The organism is Paracoccus actinidiae, from assembly GCF_030863885.1.
Taxonomy (GTDB): domain Bacteria; phylum Pseudomonadota; class Alphaproteobacteria; order Rhodobacterales; family Rhodobacteraceae; genus Paracoccus; species Paracoccus everestensis.
Window position 1 is genome coordinate 3,124,505 of the sequence record NZ_CP132956.1, and the last position, 16,491, is coordinate 3,140,995.

At 59.8% G+C, this 16,491-nt stretch carries 10 protein-coding genes and 1 pseudogene; 9 read left to right on the forward strand and 2 right to left on the reverse strand.

The window, feature by feature from the left end; all coding sequences use genetic code 11:
• Nucleotides 1-321 precede the first annotated feature (321 nt).
• Nucleotides 322-4,626, forward strand: a complete 4,305-nt coding sequence (locus tag Q5701_RS15555; protein ID WP_306751911.1) for a right-handed parallel beta-helix repeat-containing protein — start codon at nt 322-324, stop codon at nt 4,624-4,626.
• Nucleotides 4,627-5,702: 1,076 nt separating this feature from the next.
• On the opposite strand, the gene Q5701_RS15565 is transcribed toward Q5701_RS15555, so the two are convergent.
• Nucleotides 5,703-5,942: a transposase gene (locus Q5701_RS15565; RefSeq protein ID WP_306751912.1), complete on the reverse strand. Its 240-nt coding sequence runs from the start codon at nt 5,940-5,942 to the stop codon at nt 5,703-5,705.
• A 181-nt stretch (nt 5,943-6,123) separates the two neighbouring features.
• On the opposite strand from Q5701_RS15565, the gene Q5701_RS15570 reads away from it, so the two are divergent.
• The 8 genes and pseudogenes from Q5701_RS15570 (at nt 6,124) to Q5701_RS15605 (ending at nt 15,397) form a co-directional block, all read left to right on the forward strand.
• Nucleotides 6,124-7,143: a family 8 glycosyl hydrolase gene (locus tag Q5701_RS15570; RefSeq protein ID WP_306751913.1), complete on the forward strand. Its 1,020-nt coding sequence runs from the start codon at nt 6,124-6,126 to the stop codon at nt 7,141-7,143.
• A 372-nt stretch (nt 7,144-7,515) separates the two neighbouring features.
• Nucleotides 7,516-9,546: a PKD domain-containing protein gene (locus tag Q5701_RS15575; protein ID WP_306751914.1), complete on the forward strand. Its 2,031-nt coding sequence runs from the start codon at nt 7,516-7,518 to the stop codon at nt 9,544-9,546.
• Between the two features lie 196 nt (nt 9,547-9,742).
• Nucleotides 9,743-10,228: pseudogene (locus Q5701_RS15580) on the forward strand (N-acetylmuramidase domain-containing protein); the annotation flags it as partial.
• Nucleotides 10,229-10,274: 46 nt separating this feature from the next.
• Nucleotides 10,275-10,652: a hypothetical protein gene (locus Q5701_RS15585; RefSeq protein WP_306755516.1), complete on the forward strand. Its 378-nt coding sequence runs from the start codon at nt 10,275-10,277 to the stop codon at nt 10,650-10,652.
• A 358-nt stretch (nt 10,653-11,010) separates the two neighbouring features.
• Nucleotides 11,011-11,886 (forward strand): replication initiation protein, encoded by an 876-nt coding sequence (locus tag Q5701_RS15590; protein ID WP_306751915.1) that lies wholly within the window; start codon nt 11,011-11,013, stop codon nt 11,884-11,886.
• A 56-nt stretch (nt 11,887-11,942) separates the two neighbouring features.
• The gene (locus Q5701_RS15595; RefSeq protein ID WP_306751916.1) at nt 11,943-12,161 is read left to right on the forward strand and encodes a hypothetical protein; all 219 of its coding nucleotides are present in this window, start codon (nt 11,943-11,945) and stop codon (nt 12,159-12,161) included.
• A gap of 70 nt (nt 12,162-12,231) precedes the next feature.
• Nucleotides 12,232-13,431 carry an HlyD family secretion protein gene (locus tag Q5701_RS15600; RefSeq protein ID WP_306751917.1) on the forward strand — a complete coding sequence of 400 codons (1,200 nt, stop codon included), beginning with the start codon at nt 12,232-12,234 and terminating at the stop codon, nt 13,429-13,431.
• 1 nt (nt 13,432) lies between these two features.
• Complete coding sequence (locus tag Q5701_RS15605; protein ID WP_306751918.1) at nt 13,433-15,397, forward strand: glycosyltransferase family 2 protein; 1,965 nt, start codon at nt 13,433-13,435, stop codon at nt 15,395-15,397.
• Here Q5701_RS15605 and Q5701_RS15610 read toward each other — a convergent pair.
• Entirely contained in the window at nt 15,392-16,486 is a 1,095-nt protein-coding gene (locus Q5701_RS15610) for a HAMP domain-containing protein (RefSeq protein ID WP_306751919.1), read from the reverse strand. The two genes, Q5701_RS15605 and Q5701_RS15610, sit on opposite strands and share 6 nt — an antisense overlap.
• Between the last annotated feature and the right edge of the window lie 5 nt (nt 16,487-16,491).

The window sequence follows — 16,491 nt, forward strand, 5'->3', positions numbered from 1 at the left end:
CCGAAAATTTTACACAATCATAAGTGGTATATTAAACTTCTTACATTACCCAAAAGCAAGTCTCGGCCCTTCCGCAACTCAGTTCTCTGGTGCCGACCTTTTGGGAGATAGTGAATGACAAACGCGGCTGCTCACTTTCAAAACTCGGTGTCAAGATCGACAGAGGCAATCGCTCCTGCTGAAGCTAATGCCGTGTCATCTGCGGTTCCCGGGTCGGCAGCACCGAAGGGCACCGCTTCCGTCACTCTCAAAAGCAACAAGCTTGGCGAGGCGACCCTAAGCGGAAGGACCAAGGACATTCCCACCGGGGGAAAGATAGAGTTGATCATCATCGACAGTGAAGGGAATACGGTCAGGACTGTCGCAACGGTCATCAAGAATGCGTACTCCGTCAAGACAGACATCAAGGGTCTGGTCGACGGACCACTGAACGTGCTGGCCGTGACTGCGAACAAGAACGGCGACCAGGTCAGTGAGATCGCCGAGTTCCAGAAGAACCTCGTCAAAGGCGGATTGAGCGTCAGCTTGTCCGACATAAGTGACCCGTCAAAGGCTATCCTCACCGGGGAAGCCCAAGACGTGGCTGCAGGCAGCAGGGTCCTCATCGAGATCAAGGCAGCGAACGGGACCGCAATCAAGGCGGCTGCGGTCGTCGGCTCTGACGGGTGCTACGTCACCACCGCCGATCTGACCATGATCCCGGACGGGATCATAAAAATATCGGCATCCTCTATGGACCGGAACGGAAACCTTCTCAGCGCGAAGGCCAGCGCCTCCTTGGACGCTGTTGAAGGCGCACTTACCATATCGACGACATACGGCCCCACGAAGATCGAATTTTCCGGGAAGACCACGGATGTGGCACCTGGCCACTACGTCTCCCTGACAATCACGAAGGCGGACGGCTCGGAGGTCAAGATATCCGCGAAGGTGGCCGCCGACGGGACGTTCTCCGTTACCAGGCCCCTGTCCCTCTTCTCTGATGGCCCCATCACGGTGGACGCAACCGCCAAGGACCGGAATGGAAACGTCCTGACCGCCGAAGCGTCCGGCGGGGTTCAGGACGGGGCCATCAGCGTCATTTTTGAGGAGCCGAGGAGCGAGACGCCGCACCAAGCCACAATCCGGGGCACGACCTCAGAGGTTCTGCCGGGGCAGACGGTGATCCTGACGATCACGGATCACGAAGGGACCTCCATCCGCACGACCGCTACCGTGCAGAAGGACGGAACATATCTCACGATCGCTGAGCTGCGTGGACTGTTGGACGGCGAGCTCACGGTCACCGCTGCGGTGGCAGACAAGAAGGGTAACCCCGTCACGTCCGAAGGCGCATCCGAACTCGATCTTGTTAAGGGCAGCCTGAACGTCTCCTTCGTGAACGCCGCGGACGCCGCCAAGACCGTCATAACCGGCCAGGTCTTCGACCTGGATCGGAACGGAGAGGTCGCCATCCTGGTAACGGATTCAGAAGGCAGGACAATTGAGGCGACGGCCGTTCCAGAAACGCGCGGAGGGTTCAGGATCACAACGGACCTGACCGGCCTGGCCGACGGAAAACTCATCATCACAGCATCGGCCACGGACCGGAACGGTAACGCGCTCTCCTCGAAGGCGGAAACGGATCTTGACCTAGTGGACGGCGACATCAGCGTGTCCTTCGGCCCTCTTTCTGACATGAAAAGCGTCTGGATCAGCGGGAGCACCACGGACATCCGTGCGGGGAGCAATGTGACCCTCGTTGCCACCGACTCGGAAGGCGCCGAAGTGAGGATCGTCGCGAAGGTTCTCGAAAACGGCTCCTACGCCACCACCGCCGATCTCAGCGAATTGAAAGTTGGACCGATCTCCGTAGAGGCGTCCGCAACCGACCGGAATGGAGGATTGCTCCGAGCCGAGGACACCGAGACACCGATTATGGCAGACGTTCCGGACGTCCCTGGCATTCCGGTTGAAAATTCTGATCCCGTCGATCGCTCGGAGTCCGTTGAAGCGATCTCGGGGCGTGTGACGCTTATCGACACCTCCGAACTGGGGGATGTGCAGTCGATCAGGATCCTGTCACAGGGCGAGTATGGACAGGTCAGCGTGAATGCCGACAACAGCATCTCGCTGGTCCTCTCCGGGACGAGCCAGGATGGTCCGTTGTCCTTCAGATACGAGGTGGTCTACGATGACGGCCGCACAGAAATTATCACCACGGACGTAGCTGTATCCGCAGGCTCTCAGAAGAACGGCTGGGGACTCGGCCAGAGCTACAAGCTGGAAACGGACGAGAACGACAACAGCGTCATCGAGCACGGGGACAACCACCGAAAGGTTTACGTTTCCTCTGGCGATCATGCGCTCTCCTTCGCTGACATCGCCCAAAAGGAAGGCCTGCCCGTCTCAGCCATCAACGGCAGCTGGCTGTCAAAAAATCCCCAATACGGCATCAGCCCCGAAACGGCCCTGGACGAGAAGGCGGGCATCGCCCTCTGGCACGCCATCACGGGCAGCAAGGCCCCGCCCTCGTCCCACTGGCTGCTCCTGGAAAGCGGCCATAGCTATGACGAGTTGGGCGTCATCCTCAAGCGCGGCACGCAGGGTGAGAGTGAATTGCATCCGGTGGTCATCGCCGCCTATGGCGAGGGCGGCAAGCCCATCATCGAGAAGACACAAGTCTACAATACCCCGAACAACCACAACATCGTCATCAAAGGCATCGCCCTCCATGACGGCATCCAAATGATCCAGGGGAAAAACTATCTCGTCGAGGACGTGAGTATTCGCAATGACGGGCTGACGGCGATACAGATCGACGGGTTTACCCTCCGCAACTCCGACATCATCGACGTGGTGCGCGATAAGTCCGTTGTCGAAGGCAATTGGTCACCGCATATCAACCGGATCAGCGGAGTTTTTGCCAATGACATTGCGGGCCTCCTGATCGAGAACAACTACCTCGACCGCGTGGGCTGGGCTGACGACTACAAGTCGGACCTGTCGCTCGCAGGCGGCCAGCCCCCCAGCATCTACAGCCAGGGCCTGTATCTGAGCTTCGGGAACAGCGACCTCACGCTGCGGGACAACATCTTGATGCGCGCCGCATCCTTCGGGGCGCAGGTCCGCTCCGGCGGCGTCATCGAGGACAACATTTTCCTCGACAACAACGCGGCGGTAACCATCCCCGGCGGCTACGACAAGGGCACCTACGGGGAAGGAAATTACTCCCTCCTCCTCGGGAACATCATCACCTCCGGCGCGCACCGCGCCGTCACCGAGGGCCCGAAAGGCGCCCTGACGATGGGGGTCGACAACAGCGGCCGGATGACGACGATGATCGGAAATATCGTTGCCCATCTTGCTGATCCAGACAATCCCGCGGAGCTGACAGCTAAACCTGTCACCCACAAGCCCGTGAGCAACAAGTCCGAAGCCTTCTTCGACGACACGATTATCTACAACTGGGCCGGCGCGAAGAGTGTCGCGGCCGGGACTAGGATCGACAAGAACGTCGAGGGCCTGAATCAGAATGTCCTGGACGACACCACGATCCAGAACTTCACCGCCCAGCTGCTCGGGAAGAAGACCGCGACCATCGCCGATCTGGCCACATTCCTCCGGGGGCAGGCGGAAGGAAAGCTGGACGGTGAAGTGGACGCGGACATTATCAACGCCTTCTTCCGCACCGGCTTCGGGATGGAGACGACCATCCGGGACGAGTCCGAGGCCGTCCGCTTCTCTCCGAATGCTCTCGCGGACGGCGTCCGCTGGGACAACCGCCTGAATTGGTCCACGGATGACAAGCCGATAAACGGTGACAGCATCGACTTGGGCGGGAACAGGGTCTTCTTCGGGAACGAGACCGTCATCGTCGATGACTTCGACTTCGGACGCTTCGGCTCACTGGAGGCGGCTTCCGGAAAACTGACGATCAGAGGGAACATAACAGTCAGCAAGACGGGCGCTCTTCTTGAGGTGGATAACGCTGGTCAGGTCTGGGTAGGCGGCTACTCTGACAGTGACCTGCTAAGGGTTGACGTTTCCGGGGGACGCTTCGCGAATACAGGCGTCGTCTCAGGGCGAACCGAGATGTCGGTGTCGGATAACGGCCAACTCCTCCTGGCCATGGGCGAGTCTCGCTTTGATCTGACCGCGGGGAGCAGCCTGACAGTGGTTGGGTCCAAATCCAAAGTCGGCATCGACGGCCTGAACAAAGACGTGGGCTTGATCCGTCTCCTAGACGGATCGACCGTAAAAATGATCTCTGATGCCAACGGATTCTCAAAGATTGGTGAGTTCCGGTCAGGAGCATTGCAGGTGGAAAAATCCGCGTCATCCTCCGGCATTGCCTTAGGCGGGGACTTGGACATCAACGTTGACGTGCTGGCTGGCGCCAATAAAAACGGCACATACTGCCTCATTGAAGCCGACGAGTTGATCTTCGACTTCAAGTCCATCGATATCGAAGGCCTTGACAGCGACACCGACGCCATTGTGCGGATCGACTATAATCGGGACCTCATCGAAGTTATTCTCGAGAATGGGACCGGACAGTCAACCGTCGAGCATATCGGAGCTGCGGGCCTGGACATGAACAACAAGGCTTTGGTCGACATCTTCGGAGAATATATGTCCTATTAGACCCCAGGAATTGCCCTGAGCTGGCTGGGTCAGTGGCCTCTTCATTGTCATTCTCCGTTGCAGCAGATTGGCTGGCGCCGAGCCTCACGAATGGGAGAGAGACCAGATGCAGAGTAGCATGTTCATCGGGCTGGATGTCCACAAGGTGACGATATCGGTCGCGGTCGCCCGAGGGGAGTGGCTGGCGGCAGACGGTGCAAAAGCACGAGTGTGCCACGACTGTCGGCCATCTGGCTTGGTGAGAGGAAGAAGTTCAGCGGGCGTCCCAAGCTATAGCGCGGCAGCCAGGATGAGATTTTATGGCTCTGATGATGTGACCGCCCCCGGACGACATCTGATGTGCCAGGGTGGGTCTGCTACTATCCACAAATTTCGGCACAGGATGACGCACCGCACAGCACCGACACGAAGGCGATGACGAGCAACTCGCCAGGGACATGCCGGGTGTTCCCGGCGCGGGGATCGGGAACATCTTCGAAGGCAGTCAGGAACAGATGCATGGCGACGGGAGGCTCTGAGGGAGGGGTCCACTCCCAGAATCCATCAAACCTCAGCCGCAAGGGGCGCCGCTCAGACCACCAAGCTCATATGTGATTCCCCTGTAGTATGGGGAGTTTACCAGGAAGGGTAACTCACAACATCGATCGCCAGTTCTCAGCCTGCACGGTGCGTTTTCCAGAGCGGTTCGGCGCTAGGGGCGGTGCCGGAGGCTTGCGCAGGGCAGCACAAACAAGTCCACTCGCCAAACCACATCCAACCGCAATCGATGTTTCATAAAATGGCAGGTCCAAGAACCACCCGACCAAGGACACTGTCACTGCACTTACCAAAGTAGCCCACACTGTCAATCAAGCTCATCTTACCGTTTTTCTAGAAAAGCCCTTGCGCAGTTTTGATTTTGAAGCAAGAAACATTTCCACGAGCCATGTGAAAGTTGGCGAATGCGGGCACTCAGAGCACCCAGCAACACCTTCTGATCTAGTTGAAGCAGATAAGTGTGCAGCGCATGATGGGGAAAGCCCCAGGCAATTGGCCACCGCATTCGCCCGTTCTCTCGGACCGTGGCATTCACGGGCTCATTCCTCGACTTTGGCGTGCAGATCCCTGACCTGATCTTTATCGAACACCCGTGCCTTACGGCTGCCGCGCTCGAAAGCACCGGAAGCCTCATCCAACAGCGCCCGTTTCCACTGCATGATTATTGTCGGAAACACGCCAAACCGGCTCGTCAGCCCCGACCCGGTCTCTTCTCCCTTCAGCGCCTCCAGCGCCATCTTTACCTTGAACGCAAAGGCGTGCTGCTCTCGTTTCAACATCTTCGATTTCCTTCGCGGTGAAGATCAGCAGACGCAGATTGAAGCTTCCGTCAGTATCTAGGTTTTGTGAAGCACCGCACCTCGCTGACGCAACAATGCAGCTTTATCATAGCCGACGTTTGTGCTTGGCAGAGGTAAATCTCCTCACACTGGAACTGGATGAGACTGCAAGGAGCCGGACATGCCGACCAGACGCCTGTTCCTAGGAGCCGCCATGGTGGCGGGTTTGATCATTCCAGCCCGCACCCAAGCTGCGGCAGTGGATGGGGGATGGTCAAAATGGGTTCGATCTTACGTAAACGATGGCCGTGTCATCGATGGGCACCAAAACGGGATCACGCATTCCGAAGGTCAAGGCTACGGGCTTTTGCTCGCGCAGGCGTTCGGTGATCGCCGAGTCTTCAAGGAGCTTGAGGAATGGACTAAACGCCACCTGGCGGTGCGGCAGGATCGACTGATGGCGTGGAAATGGGTTCCGGATCCCCATACCAACGTCGCAGACTGGCACAATGCGACGGATGGCGATCTGCTTCGGGCCTGGGCGCTGCTGCGCGCAGAACGTGACTCCGGATGGTCTGGGTATCGGGAAACCGCGCTCGCAATCGCCCATGATATCGCTGAACTGTGCTTGGCCGCCGACCCCAGAGCGCCAGCCGAATGGCTTCTCATGCCGGGTGCTGAGGCCCGCCACAGTCCGGAGCGAGTTCTATTCAATCCCTCCTATATCCTGCCGCGTGCGCTTCGCGAGCTGGGAGCGGCCGCGGGAGAGCCGCGCCTGATCCATGCAGCAGACCATGGGGAGACTGTCCTGGCTGAGCAGGCGGCGGCGGGCTTTCTGCCCAATTGGGTGGATGTCACGGAGACAGGGTTTGCCAAGCCGCTCGAGCACGACCTGCTGTGGGGGTATGACGCCCTTCGTATCCCGCTCTACCTGACCTGGTCCGGCCAGCCGGATCATCCTGCTGTTCGTGTGGCGCTTGAGTTGATGGAAGGGGGCAGCATCCGCGATCACCTTGTCGTGGAAGCCTCTTCGAATGGCCGGATCCTCGCGCAGAGCAACAAACCCGGTTTCCTTGCGCTCCAAGCGCTCGCGCAGTGCAGGGATGTGCAAGATCAGCGGCCGGACGGCAGCGACTATTATTCGGACAGCCTCTTGATGCTGGCGCAGGTGGCGCACCGCGAAGGCAAGTGCAGAGTTTGAACAACACGAGCCAGATCAAAGTCGAGCGCCGACCGAACAAAGAGTCGGCAACACGATCTCGGGGCAAGGCAGCGCAAGCACCACCACCACCGCCCTGGCATCTGTTGAGATCACAGGGGCAGAGGCTGGGCATAAAGTGCTGGCCTTCTCCGCTCGGCCATCTACTGGTGATGTGCGATGGACGGGCGCGAACGAGATCTACGACCTCGATCCGACTGGCGGCACCGCGAAATACATTTCCGCAGCGGAGGGTGCAGTTCCCGAAGGCGGGGCCGCTACTGTGCAAACTCGGCTCTATGCGGGGCCACCACCGAATGAAACCGTAGCCAACGCTCAATCCGCTTTGATCGTCATCGCAGCAGGAGAATAACCATGACCGAAGCAACTTTTCGTCCTGTTGAAATAGGCAGGAGGGCATTGCTGACCGCAACGGTCGGCGCAATCACCGTCAGTCAAACTGTCCTTTGGGGCGGCAGTGCTGGAGGTGGCACTGGAGGCGCCAGCGTTACCATCAACGTCAGGCGAGGTCAGCAAGACCTCGCCCCCGAGGGGATGGCGTTCTTTGCGGAAGTGTCCGGCTTCGACGCCACGCCTCCGACTAATGGGTCTGTCTATGACCCTACGATGCACGACCTGCATTACACTTGGACGTTTGGGGATCCAGGGGAATATGCTGCGCCCGTCAACATGCTTCCGCAATGGAAGAATAAAAACGTGGCTTATGGCCCGTTTCCCGCTCATGTCTTTGCCAAGCCCGGCGAGTATCGGGTTATCCTGACTGTCTATGAGCAATCCAGCCGCAAGAGCGCATCGGCATTTGTCGATATTGTGGTTCGCGATCCGAGTGTGGTTGTTCCTGCTGCAACGACCGTTGTCTGCTCCAGTAGCAACAACTGGACCGGGATGCCTGCGCATGATGTGGTGAACCGCACGACCACTTTTGCGGATGCTTTTGCCCGACTGGCTGCGTTGAAGGCTAACGGTGCGCTTACTCGTCTGGTTTTCCGAGGCGGCGACGAGTTCTCTGTTACAAAATCAGCGCACATCGGCACAAAAATGCGGAATTGTCATATTTCAGCATCAGGCACTGTGAAGGCCATCTTCAACTGCACAGCTAGTTTAATGCAGGTTTACCCTACCACCATTGGTAGCGGGGCGTCGATTTCCGGTTTGGAAATGCGGGGACCCTGGGACAGCACCACAGAAACCTACGCCCAAGGCTATGTCAGTGGCAAATCTCCCACTGGTATTCGAGCCATGGGCGGACTTGTTACCACCCATAACTGCAACGGCTCTGGAATGTGGCAAGCGTTCCATGTCGGCAACGGGGCTGATGTGACGGCGATCTGGTCGGACCTGTTCTCGACCAATTGGGAAGACTATGGCATGTGGGTTTCCGGCCAGTTTGGTTCGGATGATGACCTTGTTTCACCCGTGACCAGCTATTGCGCTGTCCTGGGGTGCCGCCTGCAGCAGGACGTGAATGCGCTGCAAGGAGCCAACGGAAAGAGCCTCACCGATGTGGGGAACCGCCATGGCGTGATCCGTATCGAAACTATTGGCTATCTTTATGTTGACTGCCTTGACGGCTTTAGCCGCAACGGGTGGTCCACCGCCGCGAAAGCGCCAGCGGACCAGAACATCATCCGTGATCACCGGAACGACCCGCGCACGAGAGCGTTCTTCACACGCATCATGGGCGAAGGCGGCTGGCAAGGCTACGCCTGCGGACCGAACACGCTGGGCGCGAAAGCCCCCTATAAACCCAACAACATGGTCCTGGAGAAGTTCTATTTCTTGAGTTCCGCGAGGACGATTCAGATCGTCGGTGTTGGTTGTGGTGCCGCGACTGTTCGTAATGGCATCCTGCACCGCATAAACGTGGGCACGGGGGCAGACGGCCCCGGCAGGGGTATTTCGTTCGGAACCGAGTCCATCCACAACACAGAGCAGAACAAGATCGAGCCTGTCCGTATCTACAACATCACCATCGTCAATGAACTTGATGATGTGCAACAAGCTCGAAGCAACTTTGGCGACACCAAATATGAGTTCGTTAGAGACCAAGGTTCGTTCCAGGATGTGCGGATCGAAAACATCATTATCCATAGGCCGAATTTCACTGACGGTTATGTGGGCGATGGTCCCCTTGACGACACGCGACTGGCCCTCGTTCCTCGCTATCTCGGCTATCGCTGGAAAAACCACATTTCCAGCAACCTGGACGAAAAGCTGATGATGGACACGTCCTTTGCCACCCCACCAAACCCCTGGTCCCTGTGGCGTCCGCTGCCTGGATCGCCCGCCATCGGCAGCGCGACAGGACTTGTGGCTTACGACGACATGCTGGGCAAAATCCGGCCCGTCAATGCCTCGCGCGGGGCGATTGAACCGGCAGCTTAAGCCTTGCGGCGCCTTCGCATCAACGCGAGGGCACCCGATAACGAGTAACCGCCCCGCCCCCCAGGTCACCACCTGCGGCGGGCTCCACCGCGAACTTGGCGTCGGGCAGAAGCGCGAGTTGGCGATCAACCAGGGCCTTGCCTATCCGAAGTGGGGCGCCAAGCCTTATCCGGCCGATAGCTATCCGCGCTTTGCTATGGCCATCAAGATCGACGCGAACGCCGCCCTGCGCAGCGCTTCCTTCGGCTTGGGCCAGATCATGGGCTTCAACCACAAGGCCGCAGGATACGCCTCGACCGGAGATATGGTCGCGGCTTTCTGCGACGACGAAGCAGCGGGCCTCGAGGCCCGCTGCTTCATTGAAAGCGAAGGCCTGGACGACGAGCTGCGCCGCCATGACTGGTCTGCGTTTGCCCGGGGCTACAACGGCGCGGGTTATGCCAAGCACGGCTATCACACGCGTCTAGCCGCAGCATTCAAGCGATGGCAGGCCGTGCCTGATGTGCTGGCGCCTTCCTATCCCAAGGTCCGCCTAGGTTCGCGCGGTGCACCCGTGCGCGTCGCCCAGGAGCGCCTGCTCGCCCTCGGCTTCGATCCTCGCGGCGTCGACGGCATCTTCGGCGCCGGGACGCGCGCCGCTGCCATCGCCTTTCAGTTTTCTGCCGGCCTCTCGCAGGACGGTATCCTCGGTCCAAGACCTGGTTGGCCCTCATCCCGGAGCTTGTATCGTGATCAAGACCATCGCCCCTATCTTCATCCTGAAGACCCGCAGCTTTTGGCTCGGCATCTTCCCCCTGCTGCTGACCGTACTCGATACCTTTTTCACCAGCCTCTCGGCCGGTGGCGACGGTGGCCTGCTGGTGCAAGTGCTCGCCCAGCTACTCGGCTATGACCCGAGTGAGATCCGCGGCTTCCTGTTGGCTGTCACCCCTTTGTGGGGTCTGATCATCGCACAGCAGCGCGGCGGCTTTGGTGGGGCGATCCCCCGGCCCTACACGATGGAGCCTGAAAAGGAGAAGCAGATCATGGAGGCTGTCGAGAATGGCAAGGCTACGTTCGAAGCTGGCATGGAGGCTGGAGAAGCCCTCAAGGCCCGGCTGCAATAGCCCTGCCCTATTCTAAGCATTCCGCCCCTCGGCTCAAACCCGGGGGGCGGCCCTTTCGCGTTCAGGGGCCATTCAGTGCGTCCCCTATTCTGGCGGAGCTTCTTCTTTTCTAGTTTCTTCCATTTTAGAGGCCATAACGCCCTGCACTGAAAAGGATAATTGCCCTGACGGTGACATATGGGGCGAGGTATCGTGACTTTTCGGGCGAGGTAAGGTGACTTTCTGGGCGAGGTATTGTGACTTTTAGGGCGACCCCGCCAAGCTGCGCCGGCCCTATGGTGACTTTTGGGGCGAGGTCAGGCGATTTCAGGCCCATCGCGCGTATTCTTCTTCCCAAATCCAGCGAGTTCCTCCTATTGTGACCCGCGATCAGCACGGGTTACAATACATGCGGGACGAACCTCGCCCCAAAAGTCACAATAGCAATGGCGGCACGCTCAATGCGTTTCAGCGGCGTGGCGAGGTCATCAAGCCCGCCGAGCTGATCGAGGTTCGGGGGGGAGAGAAGATCACCCTTGCGGCCCGCCGGATTTACAACCAGCTGCTGTCCAATTCATTCGGGCCAGACATGGCGGCCGAGGGGCAGGAATACCGAATCCCCTTTGCTGAGCTTCGGGGCAACCACACCTCGAACGATCGTGTCACTGAGGCCATTCTGAGCCTTATGCAAACGGTGGTTCGCGTGCGCATGTCCGATGGGTCAACCCGCAACGTCCACCTGCTCGGCCCTACCGACATCGAGAAGTTCGGGCCGGGCATCGCCACGATGCTGACCTATGAGCTACACCCCAAGCTCTTGCCGATCCTGCGAGACAGTCAGATATTCGCGCGCCTTGAAATGCAGATCCTTCATGGCTTCGCGACAAAGTATGGCATGGCGCTCTATGAGATCATCGCCAAGCGAATTGGCTTGAAGCATGTCTTCTACAACGACTTCGAGACCGAGGAGCTGCGGGACTATCTAGGCGTGCCGGAAGGCAAGCTGGTCTCGTTTGCCGCCCTGCGTCGCAAGGCGATTGAGCCGGCCGTCGCCGAGGTCAATATGCTCGCCCCCTTCTCGTGCCGCGTCGACGTGATCGAGAAGCAGGGCCGCAAGATCACCAAACTCAGGGTGTCATGGTGGCTGAAGACGGTCGATGAGCAGAAAGTACAGTGGCATGCTCAGAAGGGGCAACAGGGCGATCTGTTCCCCCCTACCCTACCGGTGGTACTGATCGAAGAACTGGACGGATGATCCAGATATCCCGCTCTACCTGACGTGGTCCGGCCGTTCGTCTGGCGCGTGAGCTGATGGAACGGGACCGCATCCTGGATCATGTTGCCGTGGAGGCCTCTCCGGATGGGCAGGTCCTAGCACAGAGCAACAACTCTGGTTTCCTGGCGCTGTACGCGCTTGCGCACTGCCGAGATGTGCCGGATCGGCGGCCGGACAGCAGCGGCTATTACTCGGACAGCCTGCTGATGCTGGCCCAGGTGGCGCAGCAGTGCGAAGGCCAATGCAAGGCTTGAACCACAAGGGTAAAAAAAAAATTCGAAGCGCTGAATGAACCTGGTTAATTCCTCATAACATTCCTTTAGGTTGAGTAACACAACCAGAACGAACCAATGTGACGCGCTCATGAAGTACGGAAGACTGATCATCGGCATCGTGGCCGTCATTACGGCCCTTTGGATCATCTTGGGCGAGCAGATGTCGGGTGCAAGCGCCGATGCGGTGGTCAACGCCCCTGTGGTGACCGTCCGTGCTCCGGTCGCGGGCAATCTGCAGATGGCGGCACGTCAGTTGGGGTCACGGGTCGGTCAGGGCGAGGTTCTGGCCAGCATCCAGGATCCGCTTGTGGATCGGGTGCGGCTGGACGAGCTACTGATGGAGGTCCGGCTGGAAGCGGCTGCCGAAGCGCAGATCGCGGCTTTGCTGTCGGAAACGCAATCTGTCCGGGAGGGGCTTGCAGAGCGAACCCGGATTGACCGAGTTCGCCGGTTGGAGGAACTGCGTGAGCATCTGTCCCATGCCGAAGCACGCTTGACTATTCTGGAGGCTGGCGGAGCGACGCCTGAGAATGAAGATCAGCTGCTTAATGCCGTCACGCAGGACGCTGATCGTCTGCCAGGTGAGCCGAGGCTGGACGCTCTGGTCCTCGACCATGCACGCGAGCGGGTCGACGTCCTGCGGATTGCGCTTCGGGCCGCCGAAGAGAACGTGTTTCTCCGGGACGGCAAGGATGCCGGGCAGCGCCTGCTGGAACAGAACAAAGAAATTGCCCTTCTGACCTCGCGCCTCGCAGAGGCCCAGGAGCGCAGCGCTGCCGTCCGGGAGCGGGCGGATCGCGAACGGATCCGCGTCAATGGCCTGACGGGCGGCGATCTTCAGGCTCCTGTGGGTGGTCTCTTCTGGGAGGTGCTGGAGGCAGACGGCGTCACTGTCCAGCGCGGTGACCCTCTCCTGCGGCTTTTGGATTGTCAGGCCACGATGGTCACGGTGTCTGTAACAGAGCGTGTATACAACAGCCTGACGGTCGGGCAGGCAGCCACATTCCGGCTTGGTGGCACATCCGAGGTGCATGACGCCACGATCAGCCGCCTTGCCGGCAGCGGAGCAGAAACGATCTACCGCAACCTGGCTGTGGCACCCAGCCAGCGCCATCTTGAACGCTTTGACGTGGCCTTGATTGTTCCTGCGCTGCGGCAAGCGGGTGCAGACGGCTGCATGATCGGCCGCACGGGCCGTGCCTTCTTTGACACGCGCCCGCTGGACGGGCTGCGCAGCCTGTTCCGCTGACATGCTTCCGTTCCCTCACCTGACTGAACTCGGCTCCAGCTGGACCCATGTGCTGCTGGCGCTCGGTGCGGGTCTCATCCTGCCCTCGGTGGTCGATCCGACCAACAACCGCCACCGGGCCGCCCTGATGGGCATCTCCTTCCTGCTGGCGCTACGCTATGTCTGGTGGCGAGGGACCGAGACACTGGCGCCAGCGGGGTGGACCATCGACATGCTGGCCAGCTGGTCGCTGTTTGCATTGGAGATGCTGGCGCTGATTGGCTCGATCAGCGCCTTCACCATCATGTCGCGCATCCGCCTGCGCAGTGAAGAGGCGGATGCCCATGAAGGATGGTGGGGCGAGCGGGAACCCCGCGTCGCCATCCTGATCGCCACCTACAACGAAGAGCTGGAGGTGCTGGAGCGGACGATCGTGGGTGCCCGGTCGCTGCGCCACAAGAACAAGGAGGTGCTGGTCCTTGACGACAGCCGGCGCGACTGGCTGCGCGACTATTGCGCTGAACAAGGCGTGCGCTACATGCGCCGACCTGACAACAAGGGCTCCAAGGCTGGCAACATCAACCATTGCCTGGATCGGTTGGCCGAAGACCCGGTACCCCCCGACTTTGTGGCGGTGCTGGACGCCGACTTTGTGCCCCACCGGGGCTTCATCTCGCGCAGCTTAGCGCTGTTCCATGATCCCAAGGTCGCATTGGTCCAGACCCCGCAGCATTTCTTCAATGCCGACCCGATTCAGCACAATCTCGGCATCAGCCGCTCCTACCCGGACGAGCAGCGGTTCTTCTTTGACTACATGCAGCCCTCGCGCGACGCCTGGGGGATTGCGATCTGCTGTGGTACTTCGTCGATCTGCCGATGGAGTGCCCTGCGGGAAATGGGCGGCTTTCCCACCGAAAGCGTCACCGAGGACTTCCTGCTGACACTGGCACTGCAGGAGCGCGGCTGGAAGACGGTCTACCTAGCCGAGCCGCTAACAGAGGGTTTGGCTCCCGAGGGACTCAAGGAATACGTTACGCAACGCGCCCGCTGGTGTCTGGGGCTGATGCAGATCGCCCGATCGAAATACGGACCTTTGGCCAAGAGCAATCTGCGCCTGCGCGACCGCTGGAGCGTGATCGACTCGGTGTTCTTCTGGATGACCAGCTTTCCCTTTCGGGTAGCCGTTGTTGTCTATCCGCTGCTCTACTGGTTCTTCAACGTGATCGTGGTGAACGCAACGCTGACGGACGTGATCAGCTACTTCAGCGTCTACTTCGTCTGGTCGTTCCTGGCGCAGAGGTCGCTGATGCCGGGCATGTTCGTGCCCATCCTCCACGACACCAGCCAGCTGATTGGTGCCCTTCCGATCAGCCGCGCAGCCGTCACGGGGCTCTTCCGGCCCAGGGGCCATCCGTTCTCGGTGACGGCTAAGGGCGGCGACCGGACCAAGATCATCGTGCAATGGCAGATGATGGCGCCATTCCTGGTCCTGCTAGCCCTGACGCTTCTCGGCCTGACACTGGGCATCTTCGTGGACCGCTTGGCCTTTAACGACGCAGGCGACGGCAAGTGGGTGGTCCTCTTCTGGACGATCTACAACGTCTTTGTTTTGCTCATGACAGTTTTGGCCTGTGTCGAACTGCCCCGCCGTGAACGCCACATCGCCGACCTGCCGGATCGGGGCATTCTGATCACCGACAACGGCGTGCGCCGCCAATGGATCAGCTCGCTGACCATGGAAGAGGCGCGCTTGCGCGGAAAAATTTACCCGGTTGGCTCAACAGGCCTGCTGCGGCTGCGTGAGATTGGCGATGTGCCGGTCGAGGTTATCGGGCAGACCGTGGACGGCAACCGGGTCCGGCTGAGGCCCACGCCTCCGCAGCGGGAGGCGCTGATGGTCCGCTTCTACGCCGAAGGGGCTGCACCCGGCACGGCTCGAGCCCAGTTGGGTGGTTTGCTGGTTGGATTAGGGCAGCGGCTGTCATGAGCGATCGTCGGCGACGCGATCCTGCTGCAGCCGGGTCAGCGCCGCCGACAGCAGCGCGGCTTCGCGGGTGGTGCGGAAGCTTGGAGGATACTCCTGGGAGCCGTCCGCGATGCGTTGCGCAGAGGCGGCAAGCTGCGCAAAGGGCGTCCTGACGGCACGTGCGACAAGAGCCGTCAGCAGCCCGATCAGGGAAATGGCGACCACAAGCGCGTAAAGAGCCCCGTTCCGGATCAAGTCGACACCGATATCAAGGCGGTCGGCATCCAGCCGCCCTACCATCCGCCACCCGAACTTCGGAAGCTCGCCGTAGGACACTTCCGGTACCAGTGCGGAGAAATACTCTCGCCCATCAGGCCAAGTTTCGCGTCCTCCAGATTGTACGCCGGTCTGCGCCGCACCTAGGATCTGCAATTCATCTGTATCCGGTGCCTCATCCGTTGAGGAGGCAGATATGGCGCCACCAGGGTTGATCAGGTAGAGATCAATGCCAAAGGTTTTCGACGTTTCGCGCAGATGTTCGGCCAGCCAAGTCCCATTGATGTGCATGCCGACGACGCCTATCAGATCACCATCGGCGTCCGTGACCGGCTTGGCCAGGTCGATGAAGCGCAGCGGCTCATCCCCGTCACCCCCAAGAAGCTGGGCCAGAAGCACTGCGTCATGAACATCGCCCGCAAACCCACCGCTGAGGCCGTTGCGGTACCAGGGCCTCTCGCCGACATTTTGCCCAACCAGCAGGCCATTCGTCGCCGCAATGACTTGGCCACTCAGATCAGCATACCCGATCCAAGAGATGCGGCTGCCATCGCCGCTGGCTCCCGTCATCAGATAGGTCAGCTGCTCCGGGTTCAACTCGTCAACCCTCTCCGTCAGGAACGCCAGGTCACGCCAGTCACGATCGAGCGTCCGGCCTAAATCGGCGGCGGCGGCTGTGGTGCGGAAGCGGGCCGCGTAGTCCAGGGTGCTGTCGGTGAAGCGGTCGCCGCGAAGATAGGCAAATCCCATGGGGACCAGGCACATCACCAGGATGCAGGAAAGCGCAAAAGCGAAAAGGGCCTTGCGCAGGGTCAGGGTTGGCAGCTGAGTCATAGCGC